Origin of the sequence: Flagellimonas marina (assembly GCF_042651185.1) — a bacterium.
Classification (GTDB): Bacteria; Bacteroidota; Bacteroidia; order Flavobacteriales; family Flavobacteriaceae; genus Flagellimonas; species Flagellimonas marina.
Genome location: NZ_JBHSCL010000002.1, coordinates 49,761 through 74,236 on the forward strand (window position 1 = coordinate 49,761; position 24,476 = coordinate 74,236).

A 24,476-nucleotide genomic window follows, 5' to 3' on the forward strand; every position below is an offset into this window, starting at 1 on the left:
GCATGAAATTACTATGGTCACTGACCTTACTCCTTTGGGTTATGGTAGGGTTTTCCCAAAACGGCACTGATACCAGAACACGGTATCAGTATCAAATCAAAAGAACATCAACACCCATTATTTTGGATGGGCTCGTTGAAGAAAGTGAATGGGCGGAACATGGAACTACCACTAACTTCATAAATCATTGGCCCATTGACGAAGGAGAGGCTCAATTTCAAACAGAGGTTCGATTAACTTATGACGACCAAAATCTATATGTGATGGCCAAATGCTACGATGAAGGAAAAAGAATAGTACAGTCCTTGGTGCGCGACAATGATGAGGACTTTTGGGGAAGTGATAATTTCACAGTGGCTCTAGACCCGGTAAACACTAAACAGAGTGGCTTTATGTTTGGGGTAACCGCGGGTGGTGCTGAGATGGAGGGCACTCTAACCTTGGAAGGGGCACAAACCTACAGTTCGGAGAATTGGGATAATAAATGGGCCTCAAAAACGGTGCAATATGAAAATTACTGGGTAGTTGAGATTTCCATTCCCTTCAAGACCCTTAGATATAATGCCAATCAACGTCAATGGGGCATCAATTTTATTCGGGGGGACAAAAGAAACAATGTGTACAGTACGTGGACCCAATTTCCAGTAAATTTCAATGGAGTGGGCATGAACTACATGGGTTCTTTGGTTTGGGATCAAAGTCCAGAAAAAGCCAAAGGAACCTTTATTTTTAATCCCTATGTTACGTCTTCCTCCCTTCGGGATTATGAGAACAGTGAACAGAACGAGGCCCAATTGAACAGTGATCTGGGGGGTGAGGTAAAAGTGGCTTTAACCAGCAACTTGAATCTGGATTTAACCTTGTTTCCTGATTTTTCCAACGCAGATGTTGACCAGCAGGTAACCAACATTACTCGGTTTGATATCTTTTTGCCTGAACAACGCAATTTCTTTCTAGAGAACAATGACATCTTTGCTAACTTCGGCACATATGATATTAGGCCCTTTTTTTCCCGAAGAATAGGGCTCAATGATGGTGAAGTGATTCCCATTGACTTTGGAGGAAGGCTAACAGGAAACATTACACCCCACCTGCGCATTGGGGTTATGGATGTTCAAACCCGGCGTACAGAAGAATTCGCGGCCCAAAATTATGGTATGGTGGCCTTTCAGCAAAAAGTACTGAAAAGATCCATTATCAAAGGAATGTTCATCAATCGGCAGGCCACCAGCACTACTACAGAAATGGAGTATTCCAAAAATCTAGGCTTGGAGTTCAGTTATGTTTCTGAAAGTGGTGCTCTCAACACAACTTTCATGTATCATAATTCCATCACTCCTGAAAATCTTGGAGAAACTCATTTTTATGGTTTCGAGGGGTCATTCAATTCTAGAAGGTTTAAATCTGGATGGACCTACAATGTTGTGGGCGACAATTACATTACGGAACTGGGGGTAAACCCCCGATTGGAAAACTACAATGCCGAAACGGAAGAAACCATTCGAGTTGGCTATACCTTGGTTAATCCATGGGTACGATACCTCTTTTTTCCAGAGCGTGAGAACAGAAGGTTCAATTATCACGGTATCCGAACTTGGCACAATATGTATCTGAACAACGACGGCACATTAAATGAACGGCAAAACAACTTCGCCTATGATTTTGAATATCGAAACACTGCCAGAATGAACCTCATTGCCAGAAATCAAGAAGTAAATCTTTTGTTTCCCACGGAATTGATCGGAGATGAGTTCACCCCGATCCCTGTAGGCAACTACAAATTCTCAAGGTTCGATGTTCAATACCGCTCAGATGAACGCAAAACTTTTGTTTGGAACACCCTTACCGGGTATGGCAGTTTTTATAATGGTACGCGCTTGGGCGCCATGATTCAAGGTTCGTTCCGGTTTCGCCCATGGGGCACCTTTGGGGTCACCTATGACTATAACGACATTCGCTTGGCGGATGGCTATGGAAATGCCAATCTGCATCTGGTTCGGTTCAATGGAAATATCAGTTTTTCCAACAAGCTGTTTTTAACAAATGTACTCCAGTACAATTCCAGAAATGATAACTTCAGTGCATTTTCCCGCTTGCAATGGCGCTACAGCCCAATGTCAGATATTTTTCTGATTTTTAACGAAAACCACGATACTACAGGTTTGGGAATCAAAAACAGGTCCATTGTTCTCAAAGTAACGTATTGGTTATGAAAGAAACCCTATAACCCACAGCAAAATCAGCATAGGCTGTATAAAAACTGTGAAATTTCGCAATCGATTGAAAAAAAGTAAACGCTGATTCGTTATTTCTCTAAACCAATCATAATGAAGTTGTTATATTTCTGATTTTTGAAGGGTATAGACGATTGCTTTCTCAATTAATTGGCTAACTTCCAAGACTTATTAGTCTAATCTGTTTATCTCCAAAGCCTAACAAATTTTAACCAATGCACATAATGAAACAAGCTGTATCCCTTTTATTAGTGGCCCTGTTCCTCATTGCATCATGCAAAAAACAAGAAGAAGAAAAGGTCCAGTACCTGGTAGATGAAACCGTAAAAATACGCATCGATTCCACCCTGCAAAGTTTTGTTGATTTGGGCGATGTGGCCGGTGCCTCCGCCCTTATTTTTGAAAAAGGAGAGGAAGTCTATTACAATGCTTTTGGCTACACCGATATAAAAAACAAGAAGCCAATGGAGCGCAACACCTTGGTACAAATCTACTCAATGACCAAACCCATTACCGGTACTGCGTTGATGACGTTGTATGAAGAGGGCAAGTTTCAGTTGGATGATCCTTTAGAGAAATACGCCCCTGAATTTGCCAACATGCAGGTCTATAAAGGTTATGATTCCATTGCAGGTGAAATGATTCTGGAACCTGCCAAGCGACCCATTACCATTCGTGATATTACCAGGCACACCGCTGGTTTTTCAGGCCAAAGAGATCTTCCAGGGTTGGGTGAAGCCATAGCCGAAGCAGACGCTTTAAATAGGGAAAACACGCTAGCCGAAATGGCCAAAAAATTAAGCAGTGTACCTTTAGGGTACCATCCTGGGGAGCACTGGGAATATGGCATCTCCGTTGATGTACAGGCTTATTTGGTGGAACTTCTTTCAGATCAGCCTTATGCAACATATGTGCAAGAGCATGTATTAGACCCTTTAAAAATGAATGATACGCGATACTTTGTTCCCGAATCAGACCGAGATAGAATGTCCTCCGCTTACAGGCATGATGGCGACTCCCTAATTCAGTTGCCCAACGAAGAGGCACATGCCTACAATTATACAAAATGGCCATTGACCCCAGGCGGTTGGGGATTTACCTCAACTTTGGACAATTATATGCGCTTTGCACAAATGTTAGTCAACAAAGGTACTTTGGAAGGTGTCCAAGTCCTTGATTCAAGTACCGTAGAACTTATGACCACCAACCATTTGGACGAAAGTATTGAAGAACGGTCTTGGTTGCCCAGCAAGGGACAGGTTGGGTTCGGTATTGACTTTGCAGTAAGACTGCGTCCACCAGCTTCCCCAGAAGAGAATAATGGGGTTGTGGGCGAATTCTTTTGGGATGGAGCTGCCAGCACACTTTTTTGGGTAGACCCTACCAATGAACTCACTGCTGTTCTCTTTGTTCAAGTGTTTCCGTATAACGGCACCTTGCACAAAAGGTTCAGGGATGCGGTTTACGGTCCCTTTTCACTGGAAGAAAGCACCTCTGAATAGCCCATAACCGTAGGGTAAAGCGCAACATTTCACTACCTTTGCAATGAATTAGTTGATTCTTACATGAGCAAAAAGATTATTGCACCTTCCCTACTGGCATCGGATTTTGCCAATTTACAGCGCGACATTGAAATGGTGAACCAAAGTGAGGCCGATTGGTTTCATTTGGATATCATGGATGGGATGTTTGTACCCAACATTTCATTTGGAATGCCCGTGGTAAAAGCCATTGCCAAGCACGCTAAAAAAACCTTGGACACCCACCTGATGATCATGGACCCTGATCGGTACATCAAAACGTTTGCAGATTTAGGAGTACACAATCTTACAGTACATTACGAAGCCTGTCCCCACTTGCACAGAACTCTTCAAGCCATAAAAGCTGAGGGAATGAAAGCGGGAGTGGCCATGAATCCGCATACTTCCATACACGTGTTGGAAGACATCATACAAGAGGTTGACATCGTTAATTTGATGAGTGTAAACCCCGGTTTTGGAGGACAATCATTTATCGAGCACACATACAAAAAGGTAGCAGACCTCAAAAATCTCATCCTACGGAAAAATTCCAACGCACTCATTGAAATTGATGGCGGGGTAAATGCGACCAATGCCAAAAAATTGGTGGATACCGGCGTAGACGTTTTGGTAGCAGGCAATTTTGTGTTTTCAAGTGAGAATCCAACCCAAACCATCAAAGAGTTAAAAGAAGAGATTGCCTAATGCAAGATTTTGATGTTGTCATTATTGGAGGTGGACCCATTGGCATTGCCTGTGGACTGGAGGCAAAAAAGCAAGGGGTTTCCTATGTGATTATTGAAAAAGGACCCATTGTAAACTCCCTGTTTAATTATCCTATTAACATGCAGTTTTTCTCCTCTTCAGAAAAGTTGGAGATTGATGAAATTCCCTTTATCAGCAAAGAGGCCAAGCCCAAACGCAACGAGGCCTTGGAATACTATCGCAGAATTGTTACCTCTAATAATTTGAACATCCATCTCTTTGAAAAGGTTTTACAAGTTGAAAAAGGTGATCAATCCTTTACCGTAGAAACGGATAAGGACCAATACAACGCCAAAAATATCATTGTGGCCACTGGGTTTTACGATTTGCCGAACAAAATCAATGTGCCAGGTGAAGACTTGCCCAAGGTTTCACACTATTACAAAGACCCTCATTTTTATGCCAGTCAAAAATTGGCAGTTGTGGGCGCTAGCAATTCTGCGATTGATGCCGCTTTGGAGTGTTGGCGGAAAGGTGCGGAGGTAACACTGATCATCCGTGGACCAGAAGTGGGTCAGCGGGTGAAATATTGGGTACGACCCGATATCATCAACAGGATTGAGGAAGGCAGCATCAAGGCCCATTACAATTCCACTGTAAAGGAAATCAAACCAGATGAAATTATTCTGGACACTCCAGAGGGTGAACTGACTCTTGCCAATGATTTTGTGCTAGCACTAACAGGGTATAGACCCAACTTTGCATTTTTAGAAAAACTCGGCATTCAACTTTCAGCCGATGAAAAACGATTGCCCACCTATGACCCCGAAACCATGGAGACCAACGTCTCAGGACTGTTTTTAGCCGGAGTTATCTGTGGGGGAATGGAAACCCATAAATGGTTCATTGAAAATTCTCGAATCCACGCCCCAATCATAATGAAGGCTATAAAGCAAAAGATGCAAATGGCGGAAAAGGATTCCTAAAACCACTTAATTTTTGTATTTTCAGGGGACACAGCACGTCACCATGAAAATGATCCAACACTTCCATTTAGCTTCCCAATATTTATCCACTGCCGGAAAAAGTTTTTTGGCTCATAAAGAGGATGACAGCCATACAAACATGAAGTTCTCTCCTGCTGAAAAAAGTTTGTTGACGTGGCCCTTGGATGACACAGGTACCCAATTGGCCCTAAATTACGAGACATTTAGTCTGGTATGGAAAACCACCACGCCCCAATTCCTTTCCCTAAAGGGAACAACCCATGAAGAGGTGGTAGCATGGCTTAAAAAAATGGCCAAATCCTCAAAGTTTACACAACCTTACGAATACAAACTGCATTACAAGCTGCCCTACAGCATGGGAAATGAAGATACGTTTGAATTGAACAGCGAGGATGAAGCACAGGAACTTATCCGAATACGAACGTTGGCCCAAAACATACTGACCACTTTTTTGGAAACCGAAAATTTAAAATCGGATGTAAGGGTATGGCCTCATCATTTTGACACGGGTGCTTTTGCCCATCTTCATGACGGTTCGGGAAAATCAATTGGGTTAGGATTGGCCATTCCTGATGATATGGTGGACGACTTCTATTTTTACATCAGTGGGTATCGTGGCAATACCGGCTTACGCACATGGGCATTTCCACCTTTAACGTATGGAAAATGGCATAACAATGGATTTAAAGGAGGTGTTTTATCAGCATCAGAAATTACGGAAGAAATAGGGCTGCAGTTTTTTAGGGAGGCGTTGGGGGCTTATAAAAAATAGGCCTGTTTATAATGACATATGAGGAAGAATCTCATCACCTTTTTGGATTTCTCGTCGCTCGTTCCTTACTCTGTTGAAATGACAAAACCCAATTCAACCCAGTGTGCTGTACCATCCAAAACCCCGCTTCAATGCTCTTTGACCGGTAATGTCATTCCGAACGAAGCATGAGGAGGAATCTCTTCTCTTTGAGATTTCTCGTCGCTCCTTCCTCACTCTGTCGAAATGACAAAACCTAATTCAACACAATGTGCTTTACCATCCAAAACTCCGCTCCAACGCTCTTTGACCAGCAATGTCATTCCGAACGAAGCATGAGAAGGAATCTCTTCTCTTTCGGATTTCTCGTCGCTCGTTCCTCACTCTGTCGAAATGACAAAACCCAATTCAACCCAGTGTGCTGTACCATCCAAAACCCCGCTCCAATGCTCTTTGACCGGTAATGTCATTCCGAACGAAGTATGAGGAGGAATCCCCTATTTGGATTTCTCGTCGCTCGTTCCTCACTCGGCCGAAATGACAAAATATTCAAATAACCCTGATTTGGGCCTCCAAAGCATGATGCTGCCGAAGCATGGCCCTTCCTCTTCTAAAATTTAAGTAGGAGTGCCCTTTTTTATGGTTGAGGATGCTCACTTCGTTCATAAGACCCCAGTGTTTGGTTATCTCACGCCATGCATAAAACAAGGAATGGTTAGGGTCATAAATATGGGTGGCCTCACCCCCAGCCCCATTGATTTCAATCACACAGAAATTTTTCCCGGCACATAATTCTTCAAAGGAGTTATGGAGGACATCCAAACGACCATAATGAAAATCCTTCATCTGGGAACAAATACCGTCTATCACTTTTTCCAAATCGGAATTCAGTTTATCAGTGATGTCCACAAACTTTGCCCCTCGGGTATGGCTTCCATATGGCACCAAAACAAATTCTTCCCCATCGCCAAGGACTTTGTTGAATTGCTTGCCCAACTTTTCTTCTAGCGCTTTTAACTGTAAATGGCTGCGTGGATTTTTCTTGATCAATTCGACCACCATACTTTTTCCATCTCCAACTACCGATAAAAATTCTTTGGAGACGATTCCGGTAATTTTGCCTCTTTCAGCCCCAGGTTTGCGCACGTAAAAGATGCCCACTTCCTTGGTAAAGGGAATAAGTTCCTGCACTAAAAAATGAGAAGGTGTACTTAGTTGGTACTTTTTGAATTCATCTTTAGTATGAATCTTTGTAACACCAAAGGCTTTTATACCAATATCCGGTTTGACTATGAACGGAAAATAAATCTTCGCCTCAACAATATGCTCCCAACCTTGTTCTGGAGTTTCTCCTTTGGGAATAAAAACAGTTTTGGGAATATACTGCTGTGGAATCATATTATAAATTTCCATTTTGGATACCATGGCCATTCCCCCATTTTTCATAGATGGATTTGCGGCATTAAAAAAGAAAAAGGAACGCGCCTTAATGGAGTAAAAGAGCCACACGGGAAACAAAGGGTAATAGATGGCCCAAAACGGCCAGTATTCCCAATGGGTGAACTTGTGCCATTTTAATTTCCAAGTACTCATTTTATGGAAACTGAAAGTGAATCGTTGGCAGAAAAGGGCACCTCATAAACCGCATCATTAAGCAAATCAATATGTCGCATCAGGGTTTCTCCCGGTTCAATTACAGCTTGGGTTACGCTAAAGGTCTTTAGGCCCGTTTTACGGTCAATGATGAAGCCGTTTTCAAAATCCTCATGGTTATTGGAATGAAAATCCACCACATCCCCAGCTTCAATTGAAGTTGTTTTTCTTAAAAATGTATCAAACAAGGATGCTCTTTTGTCAATAACAGCATCATCATACAAAGTCACTGAAGACCAAATATGGTCTTGCGTCTTATCCAAGGGCGTAAAATACTTTTGATTACCATCCCATCGGAACTCCAACAAACTTCCATTGAGCAATACCAGTGTAAAGGGCTCAATGTTGTACAAGTTCATCTTTTGAAGGGTCATTTCTGGATGTAATGAACCTATCACATCCAACAACACCAATCCCCTGCTCCGTGCATAATTTTCCTTGGATTGATGCTTCACATAAGCACCATTCAGCAAAACCGAAACCACTCCATACTCATTGATGGCAAACCAAGTGCCGCCCGCCTTGGGGTCCTTGGGAAACAATACTGTTACATCATTTATGATTTCCTCTTGAGGTTTATGCGCCAAAGGGCGGGAAATATGCTCATCTCTATTTGAGGTGATGAAATAACGGTCGTTATGTGATATAAAACTTACTGTGCACATGTCTGACGGTGTTGCATGGTGGATGGGGCCACACCAAATGATTCTGGAAGTTGAAGCGTGGTAAAATGTTCTATGCCCACTTTAATGAGGGCATGGTGGTGAATGGTATGCTCCAAATTATACATGACTTCACGGTAGTAATTGGAGTCCAAACAAGTTTCCAAATCACCCAGTTCATAGGTGACCTTTAAAGGCTTGTTGGGTCGTTCCAATTGGGTTTGTATCGATTTCAACTGTTCAATGGCATATGAAAGTTCGTTCTCTATCCGATGATTCCGCTCCCTACGATCATAAGAGACGTCCGCACCGTTATACCCATGAATCAGACAAAGGTAAAGTTCAATGATATGGCGTGTGTGCTGGCCAATACTCGAATTGGATAACACTTCACACGACTTTGCGTAGCAATCCTCCGGAAGTTCCAAAAGAATCTGTTTAAACTGCTCAAGGGTATCTATGGAAGATTTGAACATGGTGATCAAGATATTTTATAGTTTAGTCGCTTTTTAATCAATACGATCATAAGATAGAAAGAAAACACAAAACAGAGTCATTAAATCGGTAGACTCAAAATATTAAAATACATGGGGGTATAGATACATTTGATACACTATCAATTTTTGATTTTTTCCCAGTTTGTATCTGCTTTGGATTTTAATGTATTGGGAGATTTGTTAAGCCAAAGTTCCAATGTGTTGGTTTTTCCCTTGTTATAAAAAAGGTACAATTTACCATCCCTTATCTCATACGTTTCCGGGTTGATGCCCACCTTCTTGCCCGAAACGGCAACGGCATAGGCGCAATAGCCACCATATTGTGGAATGTATTTTGAAGGATTGGACCTAAACTTTTCTAGATGTTCCTTATTGGTGAATTTGTACTGGACACCATCATATTCTGTTGAAATTTCCTTTAGCCCCTCTACTGCACTTCCCTTAAAATAGGATACAACGTCATATCCGTGGGCGGCATATCCCTTTTTGGTGTTATAATCAATGGATTGTGCTTGCAGTAAAAGACCTGTGGTTAAAAATAGGCTCAATACGATTCCTTTCATGAACGGAGGGTTTGCAAATTTTAGTCCCCATGGGTGCAATTTCCTTTCAATTAATGGTGAAAAATTTAAATTCTTCGGACAAAATCTTTAGGAATTCTGGAAGAATATTTAAAATATTAAGATTATCCTATCTTTAAGGTGCACATATCAACCTAACTCATGAAAAACTTTTGGACACTTGCTCTTTTTCTTATCACACTGTGTATGGGATGTTCCCCAAAAGAGAAAAAAAACACTGTTTCTGAAAACGACATCCTTATTGCTGAATTGGAAACGGCGGCGTACGAAAAACTATTGGACAAATGGTATCCTTTGGCCGTAGATACGGTTGACGGTGGCTATTACAGCGAACTCACCTTCGATTTTAAGGTCGGTGAAAATCAGAATAAAATGATTGTTACCCAAGCACGCCATGTGTGGACCAACGCCGTAGCGGCAAAATACAATCCCGAACGAAAGGAGGAATACCTCTCCAATGCCGAGCATGGATTCCAATTTTTACGAGATCACATGTGGGATAAGACCAATGGCGGTTTCCATACATTAGTCACTAAGGAGGGTGAGCCCTTGGAAGGCAATAAAACAGCCTATGGAAACTCCTTCGCAATTTATGGATTGGCTGCCTATTATGACGTATCCAAAAACGAAGAAGCTTTAGATCTTGCAAAGAAAACCTTCAATTGGTTGGAAAAAGGCAGTCATGATAGCATAAACAAGGGATACTATCAAACCCTTTCTATGGATGGTACCCCGGTTGAACGTACAGGAGAAACAGCCACAAGCTCCAATATCGGTTACAAAGATTACAACAGTTCCATCCACTTGTTGGAAGCCTTGACCACGCTTTATGAGGTGTGGCCCGATCCCATTGTAGAAGAACGTGTCAAGGAAATGTTGACATTAATCAGGGATACATTTACTACTGAAAAAGGCTATATGCTCCTTTATTTTGAGGGGGATTGGACACCTGTATCGTTCAAAGATGCCCCAAGGGATACCATATCGGCCCATTATTATCAGGATCATGTAACCTTTGGACACGATGTGGAAACCGCTTTTTTGATGCTGGAAGCCTCCGAAGTTCTTGGTGATTGGCAGTTTGATGAAACCTTGTCTAAAGGAAAAAAAATGGTGGACCACTCCCTAAAAAACGGCTGGGACAATGAACTCGGTGGATTTTATGATGGTGGCTATTATTTTAAGGGAGAGGATTCCATAACCATTGTAAATCACCATAAAAATTGGTGGACCCAAGCCGAAGGTCTGAACAGTTTACTATTGATGGATTCCTATTTCCCAAATGACCCCATGAACTATCGAGCCCATTTTGACAAACTTTGGGAGTATATCAATACATATCTCATAGATCAGGAGCATGGCGGTTGGTACGCTTGGGGACTGGACACCCGACCAGAAACCAAAGATGACCCCAAAGGTCATATTTGGAAAAGTGCCTATCATAACTACCGAGCGTTGGCCCATTGCATCATAACTTTGGAAAAAGGGCACTAAAAGAAAATAGGGAGGCCGTTCGTTTAAAGTTGAAAAGCACTTATTTGAGCTACATTAGCTTAAACCACCACTTGGTTTGCCATTCTGATTTTTGTTAATAGTTTCTGCAATTGCCGATTCAATTCTGAATTTTTTATTGGGGGTTTTAACTTGACTACTTCACCTGCAATTTTTATTTTATTAACTCTGAAATTTTGAGACTTTGTATTTTCTATTGCTTCTTCAATTGCTTGTCGAAGATCTTTTGCTGTTATTCCTTTGGTTGACCCATCCCTATTCTTTTGAATAATTGAAAATAGTTCTTCTGGCAATTTAATTTTAGGACTATAGCTAGGTTTTGATGTTTTATCATAAAGTGTACAACGGTCCTCAAATGGGTCTCCTGAGATCGTCACTATCTTTTTATGTGCCACTTCTACAGCTTTTTCGAATATATCTTTGGGAATATAATTCTCAACTTCTCTGTACCTAGTCAACCAGCAAAAATTACCCGAACCTTCAAAAAGCTCTTGTATTTGCTTTTTTCTTGGGTTAAATTTCTCTCCACTTTTTTTACGGTCACTATCTAAAACAATCCCAAAGTTTTGATTAAGTCTCCTAATGAATGATAAATCAAACTCATTTTCTCCCATCAAAAATGAACGATAGTTTTCACCATTAAAAAACATAATGGAATAATGAATTCCTTCAACCAACTTTGAATCTAACTTGGACAACCAATATTTGAATAGGATTTTATCACTAGGTCCTTCTACCCAGAGTATATAGTTTGTTTGAAGAATTTGACTTGGTAAGTAACCTAGCTCATTTAAAATCTGTTTCCTATGATTCTCTTTGACAACATGTGAAATTATAGTTTTATCATTATGCTTTTTGCAATGAAAAACCGAAGAATCTTCGTCGTTAATAATCCTAGAGGAATGCGTTGTTATAAAAAATCTGTGTTTGTCAAATTTTTTTAAAGCCTTTATCAATAATGTTTGCCAACGAATATGAAGATGGTTCTCTGGCTCCTCAATAAATATCAAAAATTCTGTGTCCTTTCTTACAAAAATTGGAAATAAAATGGAGATGATTGTTTGCAAACCATCTCCTAAATTATATACTTCATATTGTGGCTGATCACCAATTTTTATGTGTAAAACATCTTCATCATGTTTCGGTATCAAAGTAATTTTAGACTCAAAAATATTAACAGATAAAAAGGTTTCAAATTCATTTATAAGTAACCTTTCTTGTTCTGTCCCCAACAAAAGTTTTTTTATCTCATCATATATAGTAAGGCCGGAGAACATTTGTGGTGCCTCGGACTTGTTCCTAAAATAATCAAATTTTGTTCTTAGGATAAATGAATCTGTGTTCATAAAACTACTCCCATCACTATTTGATTGAACTGGCCTTAGCCCTCTCAAAACCGGAATATAAAGTATGCTCGGAACCACATCTCCATAACTCTTTGCCTGACTTAGAATCGAGTCCTTTAATTGCTCGAAAGCCTTTTTCAAATGTGATATATTATGCGATCGAACTGAACGAAACCAATCTTTATTCATTAGGGGGAATCTATCGACAATCTCCAAAATCCTTAAATAATCTGTAGGATCAGTGTCCAAAATCTCCTTAGTAAAGTTGTATTCTTCATGAAAAACAAAACCCTCATTCCGGTATGTCGATACCAATGAATTGTATTTTCGATAGACCTCTTGTCTAATCTCAGAGCTTCTTGAGTCATCAATTTCCTTGGCAAGAAAAGTAACAGTATTATTATTTGTGGCCAAAGTTCGTAATAGCCTACTCTTTCCAGAATTATTTGTTCCTACCAAAATATTTAAATGTCCTACTCCGGAGACAACTTCATTAGCATCCTTAAAATCAAATTGGGGATTCTTTTTTTTGTCTATGTGAATTGCTCCTACCATAAGGCCCTTATAAGGAAAGTTTAAATTTTAGTTTTTAAAGGGGGGAACTATATAATTATGGCTGGTTAAACCAACTTTAAAGAAATGATTCTTAAATTACTAATCAACACTAAAAATAACTTATCCTTACTTTATGGCAAAATCAATCTAGAATTGTACCCATCAATTAAATTATAATAGGAAGAAATACTTAGTCCTTTTCTAATTACTATATTTTTTTGCGTTTAGATGTCAGTAAAAAAGAAAAGCCCGTAACTTATAAGTTACAGGCTTACAATTGTAGTGACCCAGGGAGGATTCGAACCCCCAACCCTCAGAGCCGAAATCTGATATTCTATCCAGTTGAACTACTGGGCCGCTATTACTTTATGAACTTAATTTTGCCTTAACGATGCTGGAAATAGTCTTCCCATCCGCTTGTCCTGCCAATTCCTTGGAGACAATCCCCATGACTTTCCCCATATCCTGCATTCCAGAAGCTCCGATGGAATCGATGGTCTGTACTACCACTTTTTCAATCTCTTCCTCTGTAAGCTGTTCTGGCAAAAACTTTTCAATTACGGCTACCTGAGCCAATTCTGGTTCCGCCAAATCTTCGCGGCCTTGCTGCTGATAGATAGCTGCACTGTCCTTTCGTTGTTTTACCAATTTTTGAACGAGTTTGATTTCATCTTCTTCGGACAGTTTCGTACCAACTTTTTCCGTTTTTGCCAACAAAATGGCAGACTTGATTGCCCTCAATGATTCCAAAGCAACCGTGTCCTTGGCTTTCATCGCAGCTTTCATTTCCGCCATTACTTTTTCCTGCAAATCCATTTCTGAATATTTTGGGCTGCGAAGATAAAAAATAAACCCGAAAGTCTCTTAACAATCGGGCTTATGCTTTCCATTAAAAATGGATTTCAATTTAAACACTACTAATCAACATTATCGTGCAAAAAAGAGTTGTTGGAACGCAGTTGTAAATCATCGTTGCTGTCCTCACTCAATGTAGTCCTGGATACTTTTTGCTCTTTAGGAACGTCGTTTAAGTCCACTCCTTGTCGCTTGTAAGCAGGTTGTTTCTCTATCTCGTCAATACTGTTCCTATTGTTTTGGAACTTGTAATTGAAGTTTTTCAGTTTTTTGCGACGCTCATCAGCGCGTTCCTTCAATAATTCACTGATGGAACTGTTGAACGGGTCCATACTATTTGAGTCACCTTCACCCTGATTGGAAGCCTCCATTTTGATGGTCTTTTTCTCAAAAACCAACTCATTTTCCACCAATTTGGGCTCATGGGTCTCTGCTTTCGATTTTGCACCGGTAAGCTTGTTCTCAAGCTCCATGTACTCTTCCAAATTGTAGCGGGTCTCTCCTTCCTTCTTGTATTCCAAAACGGGCTTAACCTCTACATATTCATTGACATCAACATCGCCAATGCCATCATCTAAATTGAAGGTAACCGTGTGTTCCTTTTCATCTTCCTCTGTCTCTGTTTCATTGTTCAAAGGCATATCAAAGCTCAAGGTAAACTGGTCTTCCTTTGCAGTTGGCGAAACCACCTCAGGATCAATCACCTCAATGTCATTAATGATGTTCTTTGCCTCGATAATGATGAAATCGTCCTCTACATATTCTGGAACTACTTCCTCATAGAACACATTAAAGTTTCGGATATAGCTTGATGTTGGAATTAAATCCGACTCAGGTTCTTTCTGCACCTGAGGCTGTACCTTTGCCTTAGGCTCAATATCATCTTCTTCCTGAGTCTCCAAAGTGTGCTTTACTATGGTAGGCTCTTGTGGTTGTACAGGTTCTTTTTCAATTTTTACCTCTTGAACAGAAGTAGCTTCAGGGGTCAAATCCTGCTCCGCAGTCTGCTCGTCCTCCAAAGTATAAAACACCTTTTTGGATTCAGTATTGACAATGTCATCCTGCTGATCCACATTAAAACCGGTTGCAATAACTGTAACCGCAATGGCTTCACCCAAACTTTCATCTTCACCCACACCCATAATGATATTGGCACCATGACCAGCTTCAATTTGGATATGATCATTGATTTCCCCGATTTCATCAATCGTAATTTCTTGTGAACCCGAAACAATCAAAAGCAGCACATTCTTGGCACCGTTGATTTTATTATCATTTAACAATGGCGAATCCAAGGCTTTCATGATAGCTTCATTAGCCCTAGCAGAACCCGTAGCAGTTGCAGAGCCCATAATGGCCGTGCCACTATTTGAAAGTACCGTTTTGGCATCCCTAAGGTCAATATTTTGTGTATAGTGATGCGTAATTACCTCTGCTATTCCCCGTGCAGCAGTGGCCAAAACTTCATCCGCCTTGGAGAATCCGGCTTTAAACCCAAGATTACCGTAAACTTCCCGCAGTTTATTATTGTTGATCACAATCAACGAATCCACGTTGGCCCGCAATTTTTCTATCCCTAATTGCGCCTGTTTGTTTCGCATGGCGCCTTCAAATTGAAAGGGAATGGTAACAATCCCCACGGTAAGCACATCCATTTCCTTGGCCAATTTCGCTATCACAGGAGCTGCACCAGTTCCCGTTCCACCGCCCATACCTGCAGTAATAAAGGCCATTTTGGTAGTGTGTTCCAACATACCTTTGATGTCTTCCATGCTTTCCAAAGCTGCCTGTTCCCCAATCTCTGGATTTGCTCCTGCACCAAGTCCCTCAGTCAAGGACACCCCCAATTGAATTTTATTGGGTACCGGGCTATTTTGTAGGGCTTGTGCATCTGTGTTACAGATTACGAAGTCCACTCCATTAATTCCTGCTTGGAACATGTGATTGATGGCATTGCTTCCTCCACCTCCAACTCCGATTACTTTTATTACGTTGCTTTTGTTTTTGGGAAGATCAAAAGCGATGTTATCAAATTCGGCGTTCTTACTCATGACAGTTCTGTTTCTTTTACGGGGTTATTATTGTGCTTAGTATGGGGTTATTCTGCGTTATCCAAAAAATCTTTCAATTTTTCGGACCATTTGTCAAATATTGATTTTCGTTCTTTATCGGAAGACATTGTATGGCTTTGGGTTGCTTCTTGGCCCACCAATACCTTTTCTTCTTCAGGGATTTGTTCCTCTTCATTGACGACTTGATTGCCAGTAGATTCCAAAGCATTCATCAAAAGACCCACTGCGGTTGCATATAGTGGACTGGCCACTTCTTCATCTGAATCGCCTGCCAAATGTTCATTGGGGTAGCCGATACGGGTATCCATTCCAGTGATGTATTCCACCAACTGTTTCAAATGCTTCAACTGGCTTCCACCTCCAGTCAAAACAATCCCTGCAATCAGTTTTTTCTTTTGCTCTTCGTGACCATAGTTCTTAATTTCAACATACACCTGTTCCACAATCTCCACCACTCTGGCATGTATGATTTTGGAAAGATTCTTCAATGTGATTTCTTTCGGTTCACGACCACGAAGTCCTGGGATGGAAACAATCTCATTGTCCTTATTTTCCCCGGGCCATGCGGAACCAAATTTTATTTTGAGCAGTTCGGCCTGTTTTTCGATAATGGAACAGCCTTCCTTAATATCTTCTGTGATGACATTACCCCCAAATGGGATAACAGCGGTGTGCCGAATAATACCATCCTTAAAAATGGCCAAATCCGTGGTTCCACCTCCTATATCAATCAAGGCCACACCAGCCTCTTTTTCTTCCTGACTCAAAACTGCATCGGCAGATGCCAAGGGTTCAAGAGTGATGTTGCCCAAGTCCAATCCGGCACTTTTAATACATCTTCCAATGTTTTTGATGGAGGATACCTGTCCCACCACTACGTGGAAGTTGGCTTCCAAACGGCCACCGTACATTCCTTTGGGTTGCTTAATCTCAGTTTGACCATCCACTTTGTATTCCTGTGGTAACACGTGGATGATTTCCTCACCGGGAAGCATCACCAATTTGTAGACCTGATTACAAAGTCGGTCCAAATCTTCATTGTTGATAACTTCTTCCGAATCGGGTCGGGTGATATAATCGCTATGGTGAAGGCTTCTTATGTGTTGTCCTGCAATACCCACCACTACGGAACCAATTTTTAAGCCCGAGTTGACCTCGGCTTGCTCCACAGCTTGCTGGATAGAGGAAATGGTCTGTGTAATATTGTTGACCACTCCACGGTGCACACCCAGACTTTTGGACTTGCCAGTTCCTAAAATCTCTATTTTCCCATACTCATTTTCCCTACCAATGATTGCGACAATTTTGGTAGTTCCAATATCCAATCCAACTGAATAATTACCCTGTTCCATACGTTATATTTTGGTGCAAACCACTTGATTGCTGAACTCTAAACTCACTATTGCATAATCTGACAAAGACAAATCTTTTGATGCCTTCGCATAAAAAGCCATAAAATTTTTGAACTTCTCATTGAGGTTTTCCACTCCTCCCAAATTGACCACAAAATTTTCCATTCGGAATCTTAACTGGTACTTGCCTTCCTTCACAATGTGTATGCCTATGACGTTTTTCCGAAGAAAATCATCTCCATTGATATAGTTCAAAATAACATAAGCATCCTCCAAGGTTTTCCCCGTTACCTCACCTGTAATGATGGGTACCCTGGCCGAATGGTGCTTTGACAAAGGCATGCGTTCTCCCAAATCATCCAAATAAAATTTAGAGATTCCCTCTACTCTCCCAATCGGTTTACGCTGAACAATTTTGGAGATAAGCTCCCCGTTTACAGTAAGATAGACTTGGGCGTTTTTAACCATAGCATTGGATTGGATTACCTCCTCTATGGTATTCAAAACTAACTGTTCTTTGTCCCTATTTTTTACAGGTCCGTAATTTTGTATTAACAATTTATTAACCGCTTCCTCGGTGATATACAAGTTGTTGTCACCCACAAATTTAACGGTGATTCCGTCCACTTTTTTCTGTTTGCTACGCTGATCGGCAAAACCGTAAAGCCCCACCACAGCCACGGACAAGCAAACCAACTTTATGTAGTCCCAATTAACTCGCATAAGCCAATTCTTTTTTGATTTTTGGCACTTCCATTCCAATGTCTCCTGCTCCCAAAGCCACCAAAACTCCTGTTTTACATTGTTTTATTTCTTTAATTAATTCCGATTTGGAAATCAATTTTTTGTGGGGATTTTCTATTTTTTCCAATAGCCATTCTGAGGTAATCCCTTCGATAGGTTCTTCTCTGGCTGGATATATTTCAAGCAATAAAATCATATCAAACTGTGAAAGACTCTCCGCAAATTCATCGGCAAAATCCCGAGTCCGAGAAAACAAATGTGGTTGAAAAATCACCGTGATTTTTTCACCGGGATGCACTTCGCGAATGGCTTGATGAACCGCATCAATCTCAGCCGGATGATGTGCATAATCATCAATAAAGACAAAGTCCTTTTCCTTAATCTGATACGAAAATCTACGTTGCACTCCCTTAAAACTAGCCAAAGCCTCAGCAAGGCGGTGTGGTGGGCAGCCAGTTTGCACCGCCATTGCAAAAGCAGCTAGTCCATTGAGCAAATTATGCCTTCCGGGTTTGTTGAAACGCACTTGTTTCAATACCTCCGAAGGCGTTACTAAATCAAATACGTAGGTTCCTTGTTCAACTTCAATATGTTCAATTCGGTAGTCCGAACCATCTTCTATTCCAAAGGTTATTCCATCCAATGGAAGTCCTTTTTTCACGAAAAGCGTTCCGCCCCGTTTTATTTTTCCAGCGAAATCCTTGAAGGACTGTTGCAACTCTTCTTTGGTGCCATAAATGTCCAAATGGTCGGCATCCATGGAAGTGATACAAGCTACATTGGGCGAAAGCCGCAAAAAGGAACGATCAAACTCATCTGCTTCCACCACCGAATACTCAGTGCCTTCCAACACAAAATTGCTGTTGAAATCCTCCGAAACGCCACCCAAAAATGCAGTGAAGGGCATGTTACATGCCTTCATCAAATGGGCCAAAATGCACGATGTGGTCGTTTTACCATGTGTTCCCGCCACGGCAAGACAATAGCTGTCTTTTGTGATGATGCCCAGCACTTCGGAACGTTTTTTAATCTCAAAACCGTTGTTTTTGAAAAATTGTAATTCGGAATGAGTGGCAGGTACTGCGGGAGTGTACACTACAAGAGTTCCAGCTTGTTTGAAAGTCTGTGGAATTGTATTCACATTGTCCTCAAAGTGAACCAAAACACCCTTCTCCAACAACCCCTCTGTGATTGGGGTCGGGGTTTTATCATAGCCAGCCACTGGTTTTCCGATAAAGTGGAAATATCGGGCCAAGGCGGACATACCAATCCCTCCTATACCGATAAAATAGACGCTATGGATGTCCTTTATATTCATTTCTATGGATTGTCAGTTCGAGCGTCCCGAAAACTTTCGGGAAAAACAAAATCCATCACAGCAAGCACCTTTCGACTGCGCTCAAGGTGACATACTTTCAAATTTTGAATACTCATTTGTACCATTATACTTTCAATAATTTTTCAATTTCATCTACAATATGTTCCGTGGCTTTGGGCATGGCCATTTTTTTTATGTTGGTTCCGAGCTTATTTTGAAGCGCTTCGGAATCCATCAATTTGGTAAAACTTTTTTCAAAGGCTGTGTCCAGTTCGGTTTCCCGCAACATGATCGCGGCATCTTTGGCCACCAAGGCTTTTGCATTTTGGGTCTGATGGTCCTCAGCCACATTGGGCGATGGGATGAAAATCACCGGTTTGCCCACCAAACACAATTCCGAAACGGAACCTGCTCCAGCACGGGAAATAATGACATCCCCTGCAGTGTAGGCCAAATCCATCCGGTTGACAAAAGCCAACACCTTTACAGAACCAGATTCATGCTTTTTGTACTCATCATAATAGAGTTTACCACACTGCCAAAGCACTTGCAATCCCATGGTCTCAAAAAAGTGCAGTTCCTTTTCTATCAATTGGTTGATACGTCGCGCTCCTAAACTTCCACCCAGAATCAAGACGGTTTTCTTGCTTTCATCCAAACCGAAAAAATCAACAGCTTCCTTTGTGGTAGATTTCAAATCCACTAAATCCATGCGGATGGGGTTTCCAGTTTTCACTATCTTTTCCTTTGGAAAAAACCGCTCCATTCCGTCATAGGCCACACATATTTTCTCGGCTTTTCCGGCCAATAGCTTGTTGGTGATTCCCGCAAAGGAATTCTGTTCTTGGAGCACACATGGAATTCCTGCACTAGCGGCCATTCGTAATAACGGACCACTAGCAAAACCTCCCGTCCCAATGGCGACATCAGGTTGAAATTGCTTCACTATTTTGCGTGCTCGTAACAAACTACTCATCAGTTTAAAGGGAAACATGAGATTTTTCAATGTCAGTTTCCGTTGTATTCCACTTATCCACAAGCCTTTTATTTCGTAACCAGCCTGTGGTACTTTTTCCATCTCCATTTTATCCTTCGCACCCACGAACAAAAACTCGGCGTTTGGGTGCCTACTTTTCAATTCATTAGCGATGGCAATGGCCGGATAAATATGTCCTCCGGTACCTCCTCCAGAAAGTATAAACCTAAATTTGTCCACTCAGTACTTCTAAAGGATTGGTCTCATCTATGTCATAGGATTGCTCCTCCAAATTCTCTTTTTTGTTGCTGGCGCTCAGCACAATTCCGATAGCCATACAGGTCATCCATATTGATGTCCCGCCCATACTGATTAATGGTAACGGCTGACCCGTTACGGGAAACAATTGCACCACCACCGCCATATTGATGAAGGCTTGAAACACGATGGGCAATCCCACCCCTATCACCAATAATTTTGAAAAAACCGTCTTGGCCGAATGGGCCACCACCACAATCCTGAAGAGCAACAACAAATAGAAAAACAATAATGCTCCTCCTCCCAACAATCCATATTCCTCAATGATGATGGCAAAAATGAAATCTGATGTACTTTGGGACAACAGGTTTTTCATTACGCTCTTTCCAGCTCCTTTCCCTACGATTCCACCTTCAGCTATGGCAATTTGTGCCAAGGTTAATTGATGCAAATCGTCTTTATCGGCTTGCTCTGGATGAATGAAGGTTTCTATCCTTGATTTCCAAGTTCCCGCCCTATCCGGCAATACGTCCGGGGCTTTGAAAAGCACAAACAGAAACATTCCTGCCAGCACAATGCCCACTCCAACCATGGAGAACAAATATTTTAAAGGGTATCCGCCCAAAAAGCAAAGCACCAACACCAAAAAACAGATTATGGCTGCCGTTGAAAAGTTTTCGGGTAAAATCAACAATACTACGAGTGCCGTAGGCAACCAGAGCGGTAATATGCTCTCCTTAAAAGTGATTTGCACATCCTTAATCTTGGTCAAATAGCGAGCAATCCAAATCATTAAGACCACCGAGGCCAAAGTAGATGTCTGGAAATTGACTCCAACAAACGGAATCTTAATCCATCGATTGGCTGTAACCCCACCAATCTCCGTTTCCACGGTCAAGGTGTAGGCCAACAAAAGCAATACAATGGGCATGGCAATGATGGACAGTCCTTTAAAATAGTGGGTAGGGATGCGATGCACAGCATAAATAATCCCGAACCCCAAGAACAAGAGCACAGCATGCTTTACCAAATGACCAAGTGTGGTGCCATCGTCATTTACGTAGACCAAATTGGTGCTTGCACTATAGACAGGCAAAAATGAGAAAAGAGCCAAGAGGGCCACAACACCCCAAATGGCTTTGTCTCCTTTCAAATTTTTGAACACTGACAACATTTCTACTGCTTTTTATAGGTTTTTTACTGCTGTTTTAAATTGATCTCCGCGATCCTCATAATTCTGGAAAAGGTCAAAACTGGCACAAGCGGGAGACAACAAAACTGAGTCACCGCGTTCGGCAATTTTATAGGCCACCTTCACCGCTTCTTCCATGGAATAGGTCTCCACCATCAGATCAATGACATTGCCAAAGGCTTCTATCAACTTGGAATTGTCCATGCCCAAACAGACAATGGCCTTTACCTTTTCCCGAACCAAAGGCATCAATTCTGCATAATTATTGCCCTTATCAACACCTCCAACTATCCAAACAATGGGTTTTTTAATCCCATCCAAGGCATAGAATGTAGCATTGACGTTGGTTGCTTTGGAGTCGTTGATATACTCCACATGATTGATTTTCAACACCTTCTCCAATCTATGGGGCACCCCTTGAAACGACTGGATACTCTGGCGAATCGTCTCCTTCCTGACCTTCACCAACAACGCCGCCATACTAGCTGCCATGGTGTTCTTTACGTTGTGCTGCCCTTCCAAGGCCAAAATATCTGTACTCATTTCCAAGGTTTTTTGTTCTATTTCTATTTTTATTTTATCGTCTTCCAACCAAGCTCCCTCGTTCAGCTTTTGCTTTACTGAAAATGGAATCAATTTGGATTGAACTGGGTGCTCTTTTAACCATTCTAGCATCACTTCATCATCAGCGTCATAGATCAGGTAATCGTTTTCATCCTGATTCATGGCGATACGGAATTTGGATGCGATGTAGTTTTCAAACTTGTACTCATAGCGATCCAAGTGATCCGGCGTAATGTTCGTCAGTATGGCGATATGGGGTTTAAAATCCACAATCCCATCCAACTGAAAGCTGCTGATTTCCAACACATACTGGTCAAAATCTTGCTCAGCCACCATTTTTGCATAGCTATCACCGATGTTCCCCGCCATTCCCACGTTCAAACCCCCATCTTTTAAAAGGTGGTAGGTAAGCATGGTAGTGGTGGTCTTGCCATTGCTCCCTGTGATTCCAATTAAGGTGGCTTCTGTATATTTTGATGCAAACTCAATCTCTGAAATCACCGAAATGCCTTTTTCAACAAGGGCTTTTACCAACTGCAGCTTATCCGGAATGCCAGGACTTTTCATAACCACATCGGCATTCATGATTTTGGACTCGGTATGTTGACCGGACTCCCATTCAATCTCAAAATGTTCAAGAACTTCTATGTATTTTTCTTTGATCTCGCCTTTGTCCGAAACAAAGACCTCAAATCCTTCTTTCTGTCCCAAAATGGCGGTTCCCACACCACTTTCTCCTCCTCCAAGTATCACCAAGCGCGCCATCTATCGAATTTTAAGGGTGACAATACTGATGATTGCCAGTAAAATTCCAATGATCCAAAACCGGGTCACTATTTTGCTCTCGTGATATAATTTCTTCTGATAATGATGATGCAAAGGCGCCATCAAAAAAATGCGCTTTCCTTCACCATATTTCTTTTTGGTACGCTTGAAGTACCCCACCTGAATCATAACTGATAATGACTCCGCAAAGAAGATTCCGCACAGAATGGGAATCAACAATTCCTTCCTGACAATAATGGCAATGACGGCGATTACACCACCAATGGTCAAACTTCCGGTGTCTCCCATAAATACTTGCGCCGGATAGGCATTGTACCATAAAAACCCAACCAAGGCCCCTACGAAAGCGGCTATGAACACCACCAATTCCCCCACTCTGGGGAGGTAAAAAATGTCCAGATAATTTGAAAATTGAATATTCCCGGAAACCCAAGCAAAAATCCCCAGGGTGAGCACAATGATAGCTGAAGAACCTGCAGCCAATCCATCAATACCATCGGTAAGATTGGCTCCGTTGGAGACTGCGGTTATGATAAAAATCACCACTGGGATGAAAATCAACCACGCATAGTCTACCATTCCATCACCCATCCAAGAAATCAACTCGGAATAATCCAGCTCATTGTTCTTGAAGAAGGGTACATTGGTTCGGACCGCTTTGGTCTCTTCACCAAATACGCGCTCTACTTGAAAATCTTCCGTGATTCGGGTGGTATCCTTTTCTTTAATGGTCACTTCTGGATGAAAGTAGAGTGTTGCCCCCACAATCAGTCCCAAAACTACCTGGCCAGCAACCTTGAACCGGCCTTTTAATCCTTTTTTATCTTTTTTGAAAATCTTGATGTAATCATCGACAAATCCGATGATGCCCATCCAAACCGTAGTAATAATTAACAGAATAATGTAAATGTTCTCCACATCAGCAAAGAGCAAAACTGGAATCAGGGTAGACCAGATAATGATCAATCCCCCCATAGTAGGCGTACCCGCTTTCTGCTCCTGACCTTCCAACCCCAAATTGCGCACTGTTTCCCCTATCTGCTTCTTCTGCAAAAACAGGATAATACGCTTTCCGTAGACCATGGCTATCAAAAGAGACAACAAGACCGACATGCCCGCCCTAAAAGTATAGAACTGAAAAAGTCCCGCTCCCGGCAGTTGGTATTGTTTCTCTAAATATTCGAACAAGTAGTACAGCATCCCTTTTGCCTTAATAGTTAAGAAACAAGACGTAAGAATCAAGACTCAAGACATAGGATATATGGCTTAAGTTGAAAGACCTAGCTGGTCGATATTCTTGGTTCTCGTCTCTTGCTTCTTTCATCTATTATCTATT

Annotated in this window: 20 protein-coding genes and 1 tRNA gene; 6 read left to right on the plus strand and 15 right to left on the minus strand. The window is 41.5% G+C overall.

Features of this window, described 5'->3' with window-relative positions:
• The first annotated feature begins 2 nt into the window (after positions 1-2).
• The 5 genes from ACFOWS_RS00395 to ACFOWS_RS00415 all read left to right on the plus strand — a co-directional run bounded on the left by ACFOWS_RS00395 (position 3) and on the right by ACFOWS_RS00415 (position 6,238).
• On the plus strand, positions 3-2,213 hold the full coding sequence (locus ACFOWS_RS00395; RefSeq protein WP_379761911.1) for a DUF5916 domain-containing protein: 2,211 nt from the start codon (positions 3-5) through the stop codon (positions 2,211-2,213).
• A gap of 245 nt (positions 2,214-2,458) precedes the next feature.
• Complete coding sequence (locus ACFOWS_RS00400) at positions 2,459-3,736, plus strand: serine hydrolase domain-containing protein (protein ID WP_379761912.1); 1,278 nt, start codon at positions 2,459-2,461, stop codon at positions 3,734-3,736.
• A gap of 63 nt (positions 3,737-3,799) precedes the next feature.
• Positions 3,800-4,459: a ribulose-phosphate 3-epimerase gene (gene rpe / locus ACFOWS_RS00405; protein ID WP_379761913.1), complete on the plus strand. Its 660-nt coding sequence runs from the start codon at positions 3,800-3,802 to the stop codon at positions 4,457-4,459.
• Entirely contained in the window at positions 4,459-5,445 is a 987-nt protein-coding gene (locus tag ACFOWS_RS00410; RefSeq protein ID WP_379761915.1) for a YpdA family putative bacillithiol disulfide reductase, read from the plus strand. Before rpe ends, ACFOWS_RS00410 begins: the two co-directional genes overlap by 1 nt.
• 43 nt (positions 5,446-5,488) lie before the next feature.
• Positions 5,489-6,238 (plus strand): hypothetical protein, encoded by a 750-nt coding sequence (locus ACFOWS_RS00415; RefSeq protein WP_379761916.1) that lies wholly within the window; start codon positions 5,489-5,491, stop codon positions 6,236-6,238.
• Positions 6,239-6,766: 528 nt separating this feature from the next.
• On the opposite strand, the gene ACFOWS_RS00420 is transcribed toward ACFOWS_RS00415, so the two are convergent.
• The 4 genes from ACFOWS_RS00420 to ACFOWS_RS00435 all read right to left on the minus strand — a co-directional run bounded on the left by ACFOWS_RS00420 (position 6,767) and on the right by ACFOWS_RS00435 (position 9,592).
• Positions 6,767-7,810 carry a D-alanine--D-alanine ligase gene (locus tag ACFOWS_RS00420; RefSeq protein WP_379761917.1) on the minus strand — a complete coding sequence of 348 codons (1,044 nt, stop codon included), beginning with the start codon at positions 7,808-7,810 and terminating at the stop codon, positions 6,767-6,769.
• On the minus strand, positions 7,807-8,535 hold the full coding sequence (locus ACFOWS_RS00425; RefSeq protein ID WP_379761918.1) for an NRDE family protein: 729 nt from the start codon (positions 8,533-8,535) through the stop codon (positions 7,807-7,809). Before ACFOWS_RS00425 ends, ACFOWS_RS00420 begins: the two co-directional genes overlap by 4 nt.
• A complete protein-coding gene (locus ACFOWS_RS00430) occupies positions 8,523-9,008 on the minus strand; it encodes a DinB family protein (RefSeq protein ID WP_379761919.1) in 486 nt (161 codons plus the stop codon). Before ACFOWS_RS00430 ends, ACFOWS_RS00425 begins: the two co-directional genes overlap by 13 nt.
• A gap of 140 nt (positions 9,009-9,148) precedes the next feature.
• Positions 9,149-9,592 carry a YHS domain-containing (seleno)protein gene (locus tag ACFOWS_RS00435; protein WP_379761921.1) on the minus strand — a complete coding sequence of 148 codons (444 nt, stop codon included), beginning with the start codon at positions 9,590-9,592 and terminating at the stop codon, positions 9,149-9,151.
• Between the two features lie 204 nt (positions 9,593-9,796).
• On the opposite strand from ACFOWS_RS00435, the gene ACFOWS_RS00440 reads away from it, so the two are divergent.
• Positions 9,797-11,104 (plus strand): AGE family epimerase/isomerase, encoded by a 1,308-nt coding sequence (locus ACFOWS_RS00440; RefSeq protein WP_379761922.1) that lies wholly within the window; start codon positions 9,797-9,799, stop codon positions 11,102-11,104.
• Positions 11,105-11,163: 59 nt separating this feature from the next.
• Here ACFOWS_RS00440 and ACFOWS_RS00445 read toward each other — a convergent pair whose 3' ends face one another.
• From ACFOWS_RS00445 to mraY, 11 genes are all read right to left on the minus strand, one after another.
• Positions 11,164-13,023: an AAA family ATPase gene (locus ACFOWS_RS00445; RefSeq protein ID WP_379761924.1), complete on the minus strand. Its 1,860-nt coding sequence runs from the start codon at positions 13,021-13,023 to the stop codon at positions 11,164-11,166.
• Positions 13,024-13,306: 283 nt separating this feature from the next.
• Positions 13,307-13,380 (minus strand) — tRNA-Arg (locus ACFOWS_RS00450).
• A 9-nt stretch (positions 13,381-13,389) separates the two neighbouring features.
• A complete protein-coding gene (locus ACFOWS_RS00455; protein ID WP_379761926.1) occupies positions 13,390-13,839 on the minus strand; it encodes a GatB/YqeY domain-containing protein in 450 nt (149 codons plus the stop codon).
• 101 nt (positions 13,840-13,940) lie between these two features.
• Positions 13,941-15,929 carry a cell division protein FtsZ gene (ftsZ, locus tag ACFOWS_RS00460; protein WP_379761927.1) on the minus strand — a complete coding sequence of 663 codons (1,989 nt, stop codon included), beginning with the start codon at positions 15,927-15,929 and terminating at the stop codon, positions 13,941-13,943.
• A 47-nt stretch (positions 15,930-15,976) separates the two neighbouring features.
• A complete protein-coding gene (ftsA, locus tag ACFOWS_RS00465) occupies positions 15,977-17,302 on the minus strand; it encodes a cell division protein FtsA (protein ID WP_366584656.1) in 1,326 nt (441 codons plus the stop codon).
• Between the two features lie 3 nt (positions 17,303-17,305).
• The gene (locus ACFOWS_RS00470; RefSeq protein ID WP_379761928.1) at positions 17,306-18,025 is read right to left on the minus strand and encodes a cell division protein FtsQ/DivIB; all 720 of its coding nucleotides are present in this window, start codon (positions 18,023-18,025) and stop codon (positions 17,306-17,308) included.
• Positions 18,015-19,364 carry a UDP-N-acetylmuramate--L-alanine ligase gene (gene murC, locus ACFOWS_RS00475; protein ID WP_379761929.1) on the minus strand — a complete coding sequence of 450 codons (1,350 nt, stop codon included), beginning with the start codon at positions 19,362-19,364 and terminating at the stop codon, positions 18,015-18,017. The genes ACFOWS_RS00470 and murC overlap by 11 nt, the downstream gene beginning before the upstream one ends.
• A 124-nt stretch (positions 19,365-19,488) precedes the next feature.
• Positions 19,489-20,580 carry an undecaprenyldiphospho-muramoylpentapeptide beta-N-acetylglucosaminyltransferase gene (gene murG, locus ACFOWS_RS00480; protein WP_379761930.1) on the minus strand — a complete coding sequence of 364 codons (1,092 nt, stop codon included), beginning with the start codon at positions 20,578-20,580 and terminating at the stop codon, positions 19,489-19,491.
• The gene (locus tag ACFOWS_RS00485) at positions 20,567-21,772 is read right to left on the minus strand and encodes an FtsW/RodA/SpoVE family cell cycle protein (RefSeq protein ID WP_379761931.1); all 1,206 of its coding nucleotides are present in this window, start codon (positions 21,770-21,772) and stop codon (positions 20,567-20,569) included. Before ACFOWS_RS00485 ends, murG begins: the two co-directional genes overlap by 14 nt.
• 12 nt (positions 21,773-21,784) lie before the next feature.
• A complete protein-coding gene (murD, locus tag ACFOWS_RS00490) occupies positions 21,785-23,119 on the minus strand; it encodes a UDP-N-acetylmuramoyl-L-alanine--D-glutamate ligase (RefSeq protein WP_379761932.1) in 1,335 nt (444 codons plus the stop codon).
• On the minus strand, positions 23,120-24,340 hold the full coding sequence (mraY, locus tag ACFOWS_RS00495) for a phospho-N-acetylmuramoyl-pentapeptide-transferase (protein WP_379761934.1): 1,221 nt from the start codon (positions 24,338-24,340) through the stop codon (positions 23,120-23,122).
• Between the last annotated feature and the right edge of the window lie 136 nt (positions 24,341-24,476).

Bases quoted from the DNA above. Each gene is read 5' to 3' on its own strand.
- ACFOWS_RS00445 (WP_379761924.1), bottom strand. From the start codon at position 13,023: ATGGTAGGAGCAATTCACATAGACAAAAAAAAGAATCCCCAATTTGAT.
- ACFOWS_RS00435 (WP_379761921.1), bottom strand. From the start codon at position 9,592: ATGAAAGGAATCGTATTGAGCCTATTTTTAACCACAGGTCTTTTACTG.
- ftsZ (WP_379761927.1), bottom strand. From the start codon at position 15,929: ATGAGTAAGAACGCCGAATTTGATAACATCGCTTTTGATCTTCCCAAA.
- ACFOWS_RS00440 (WP_379761922.1), top strand. From the start codon at position 9,797: ATGGGATGTTCCCCAAAAGAGAAAAAAAACACTGTTTCTGAAAACGAC.
- ACFOWS_RS00410 (WP_379761915.1), top strand. From the start codon at position 4,459: ATGCAAGATTTTGATGTTGTCATTATTGGAGGTGGACCCATTGGCATT.
- ACFOWS_RS00400 (WP_379761912.1), top strand. From the start codon at position 2,459: ATGAAACAAGCTGTATCCCTTTTATTAGTGGCCCTGTTCCTCATTGCA.
- ACFOWS_RS00485 (WP_379761931.1), bottom strand. From the start codon at position 21,772: ATGTTGTCAGTGTTCAAAAATTTGAAAGGAGACAAAGCCATTTGGGGT.
- ftsA (WP_366584656.1), bottom strand. From the start codon at position 17,302: ATGGAACAGGGTAATTATTCAGTTGGATTGGATATTGGAACTACCAAA.
- ACFOWS_RS00430 (WP_379761919.1), bottom strand. From the start codon at position 9,008: ATGTTCAAATCTTCCATAGATACCCTTGAGCAGTTTAAACAGATTCTT.
- rpe (WP_379761913.1), top strand. From the start codon at position 3,800: ATGAGCAAAAAGATTATTGCACCTTCCCTACTGGCATCGGATTTTGCC.
- ACFOWS_RS00455 (WP_379761926.1), bottom strand. From the start codon at position 13,839: ATGGATTTGCAGGAAAAAGTAATGGCGGAAATGAAAGCTGCGATGAAA.
- murD (WP_379761932.1), bottom strand. From the start codon at position 23,119: ATGGCGCGCTTGGTGATACTTGGAGGAGGAGAAAGTGGTGTGGGAACC.
- mraY (WP_379761934.1), bottom strand. From the start codon at position 24,340: ATGCTGTACTACTTGTTCGAATATTTAGAGAAACAATACCAACTGCCG.
- ACFOWS_RS00420 (WP_379761917.1), bottom strand. From the start codon at position 7,810: ATGAGTACTTGGAAATTAAAATGGCACAAGTTCACCCATTGGGAATAC.
- ACFOWS_RS00470 (WP_379761928.1), bottom strand. From the start codon at position 18,025: ATGCGAGTTAATTGGGACTACATAAAGTTGGTTTGCTTGTCCGTGGCT.
- ACFOWS_RS00415 (WP_379761916.1), top strand. From the start codon at position 5,489: ATGAAAATGATCCAACACTTCCATTTAGCTTCCCAATATTTATCCACT.
- murC (WP_379761929.1), bottom strand. From the start codon at position 19,364: ATGAATATAAAGGACATCCATAGCGTCTATTTTATCGGTATAGGAGGG.
- ACFOWS_RS00395 (WP_379761911.1), top strand. From the start codon at position 3: ATGAAATTACTATGGTCACTGACCTTACTCCTTTGGGTTATGGTAGGG.
- ACFOWS_RS00425 (WP_379761918.1), bottom strand. From the start codon at position 8,535: ATGTGCACAGTAAGTTTTATATCACATAACGACCGTTATTTCATCACC.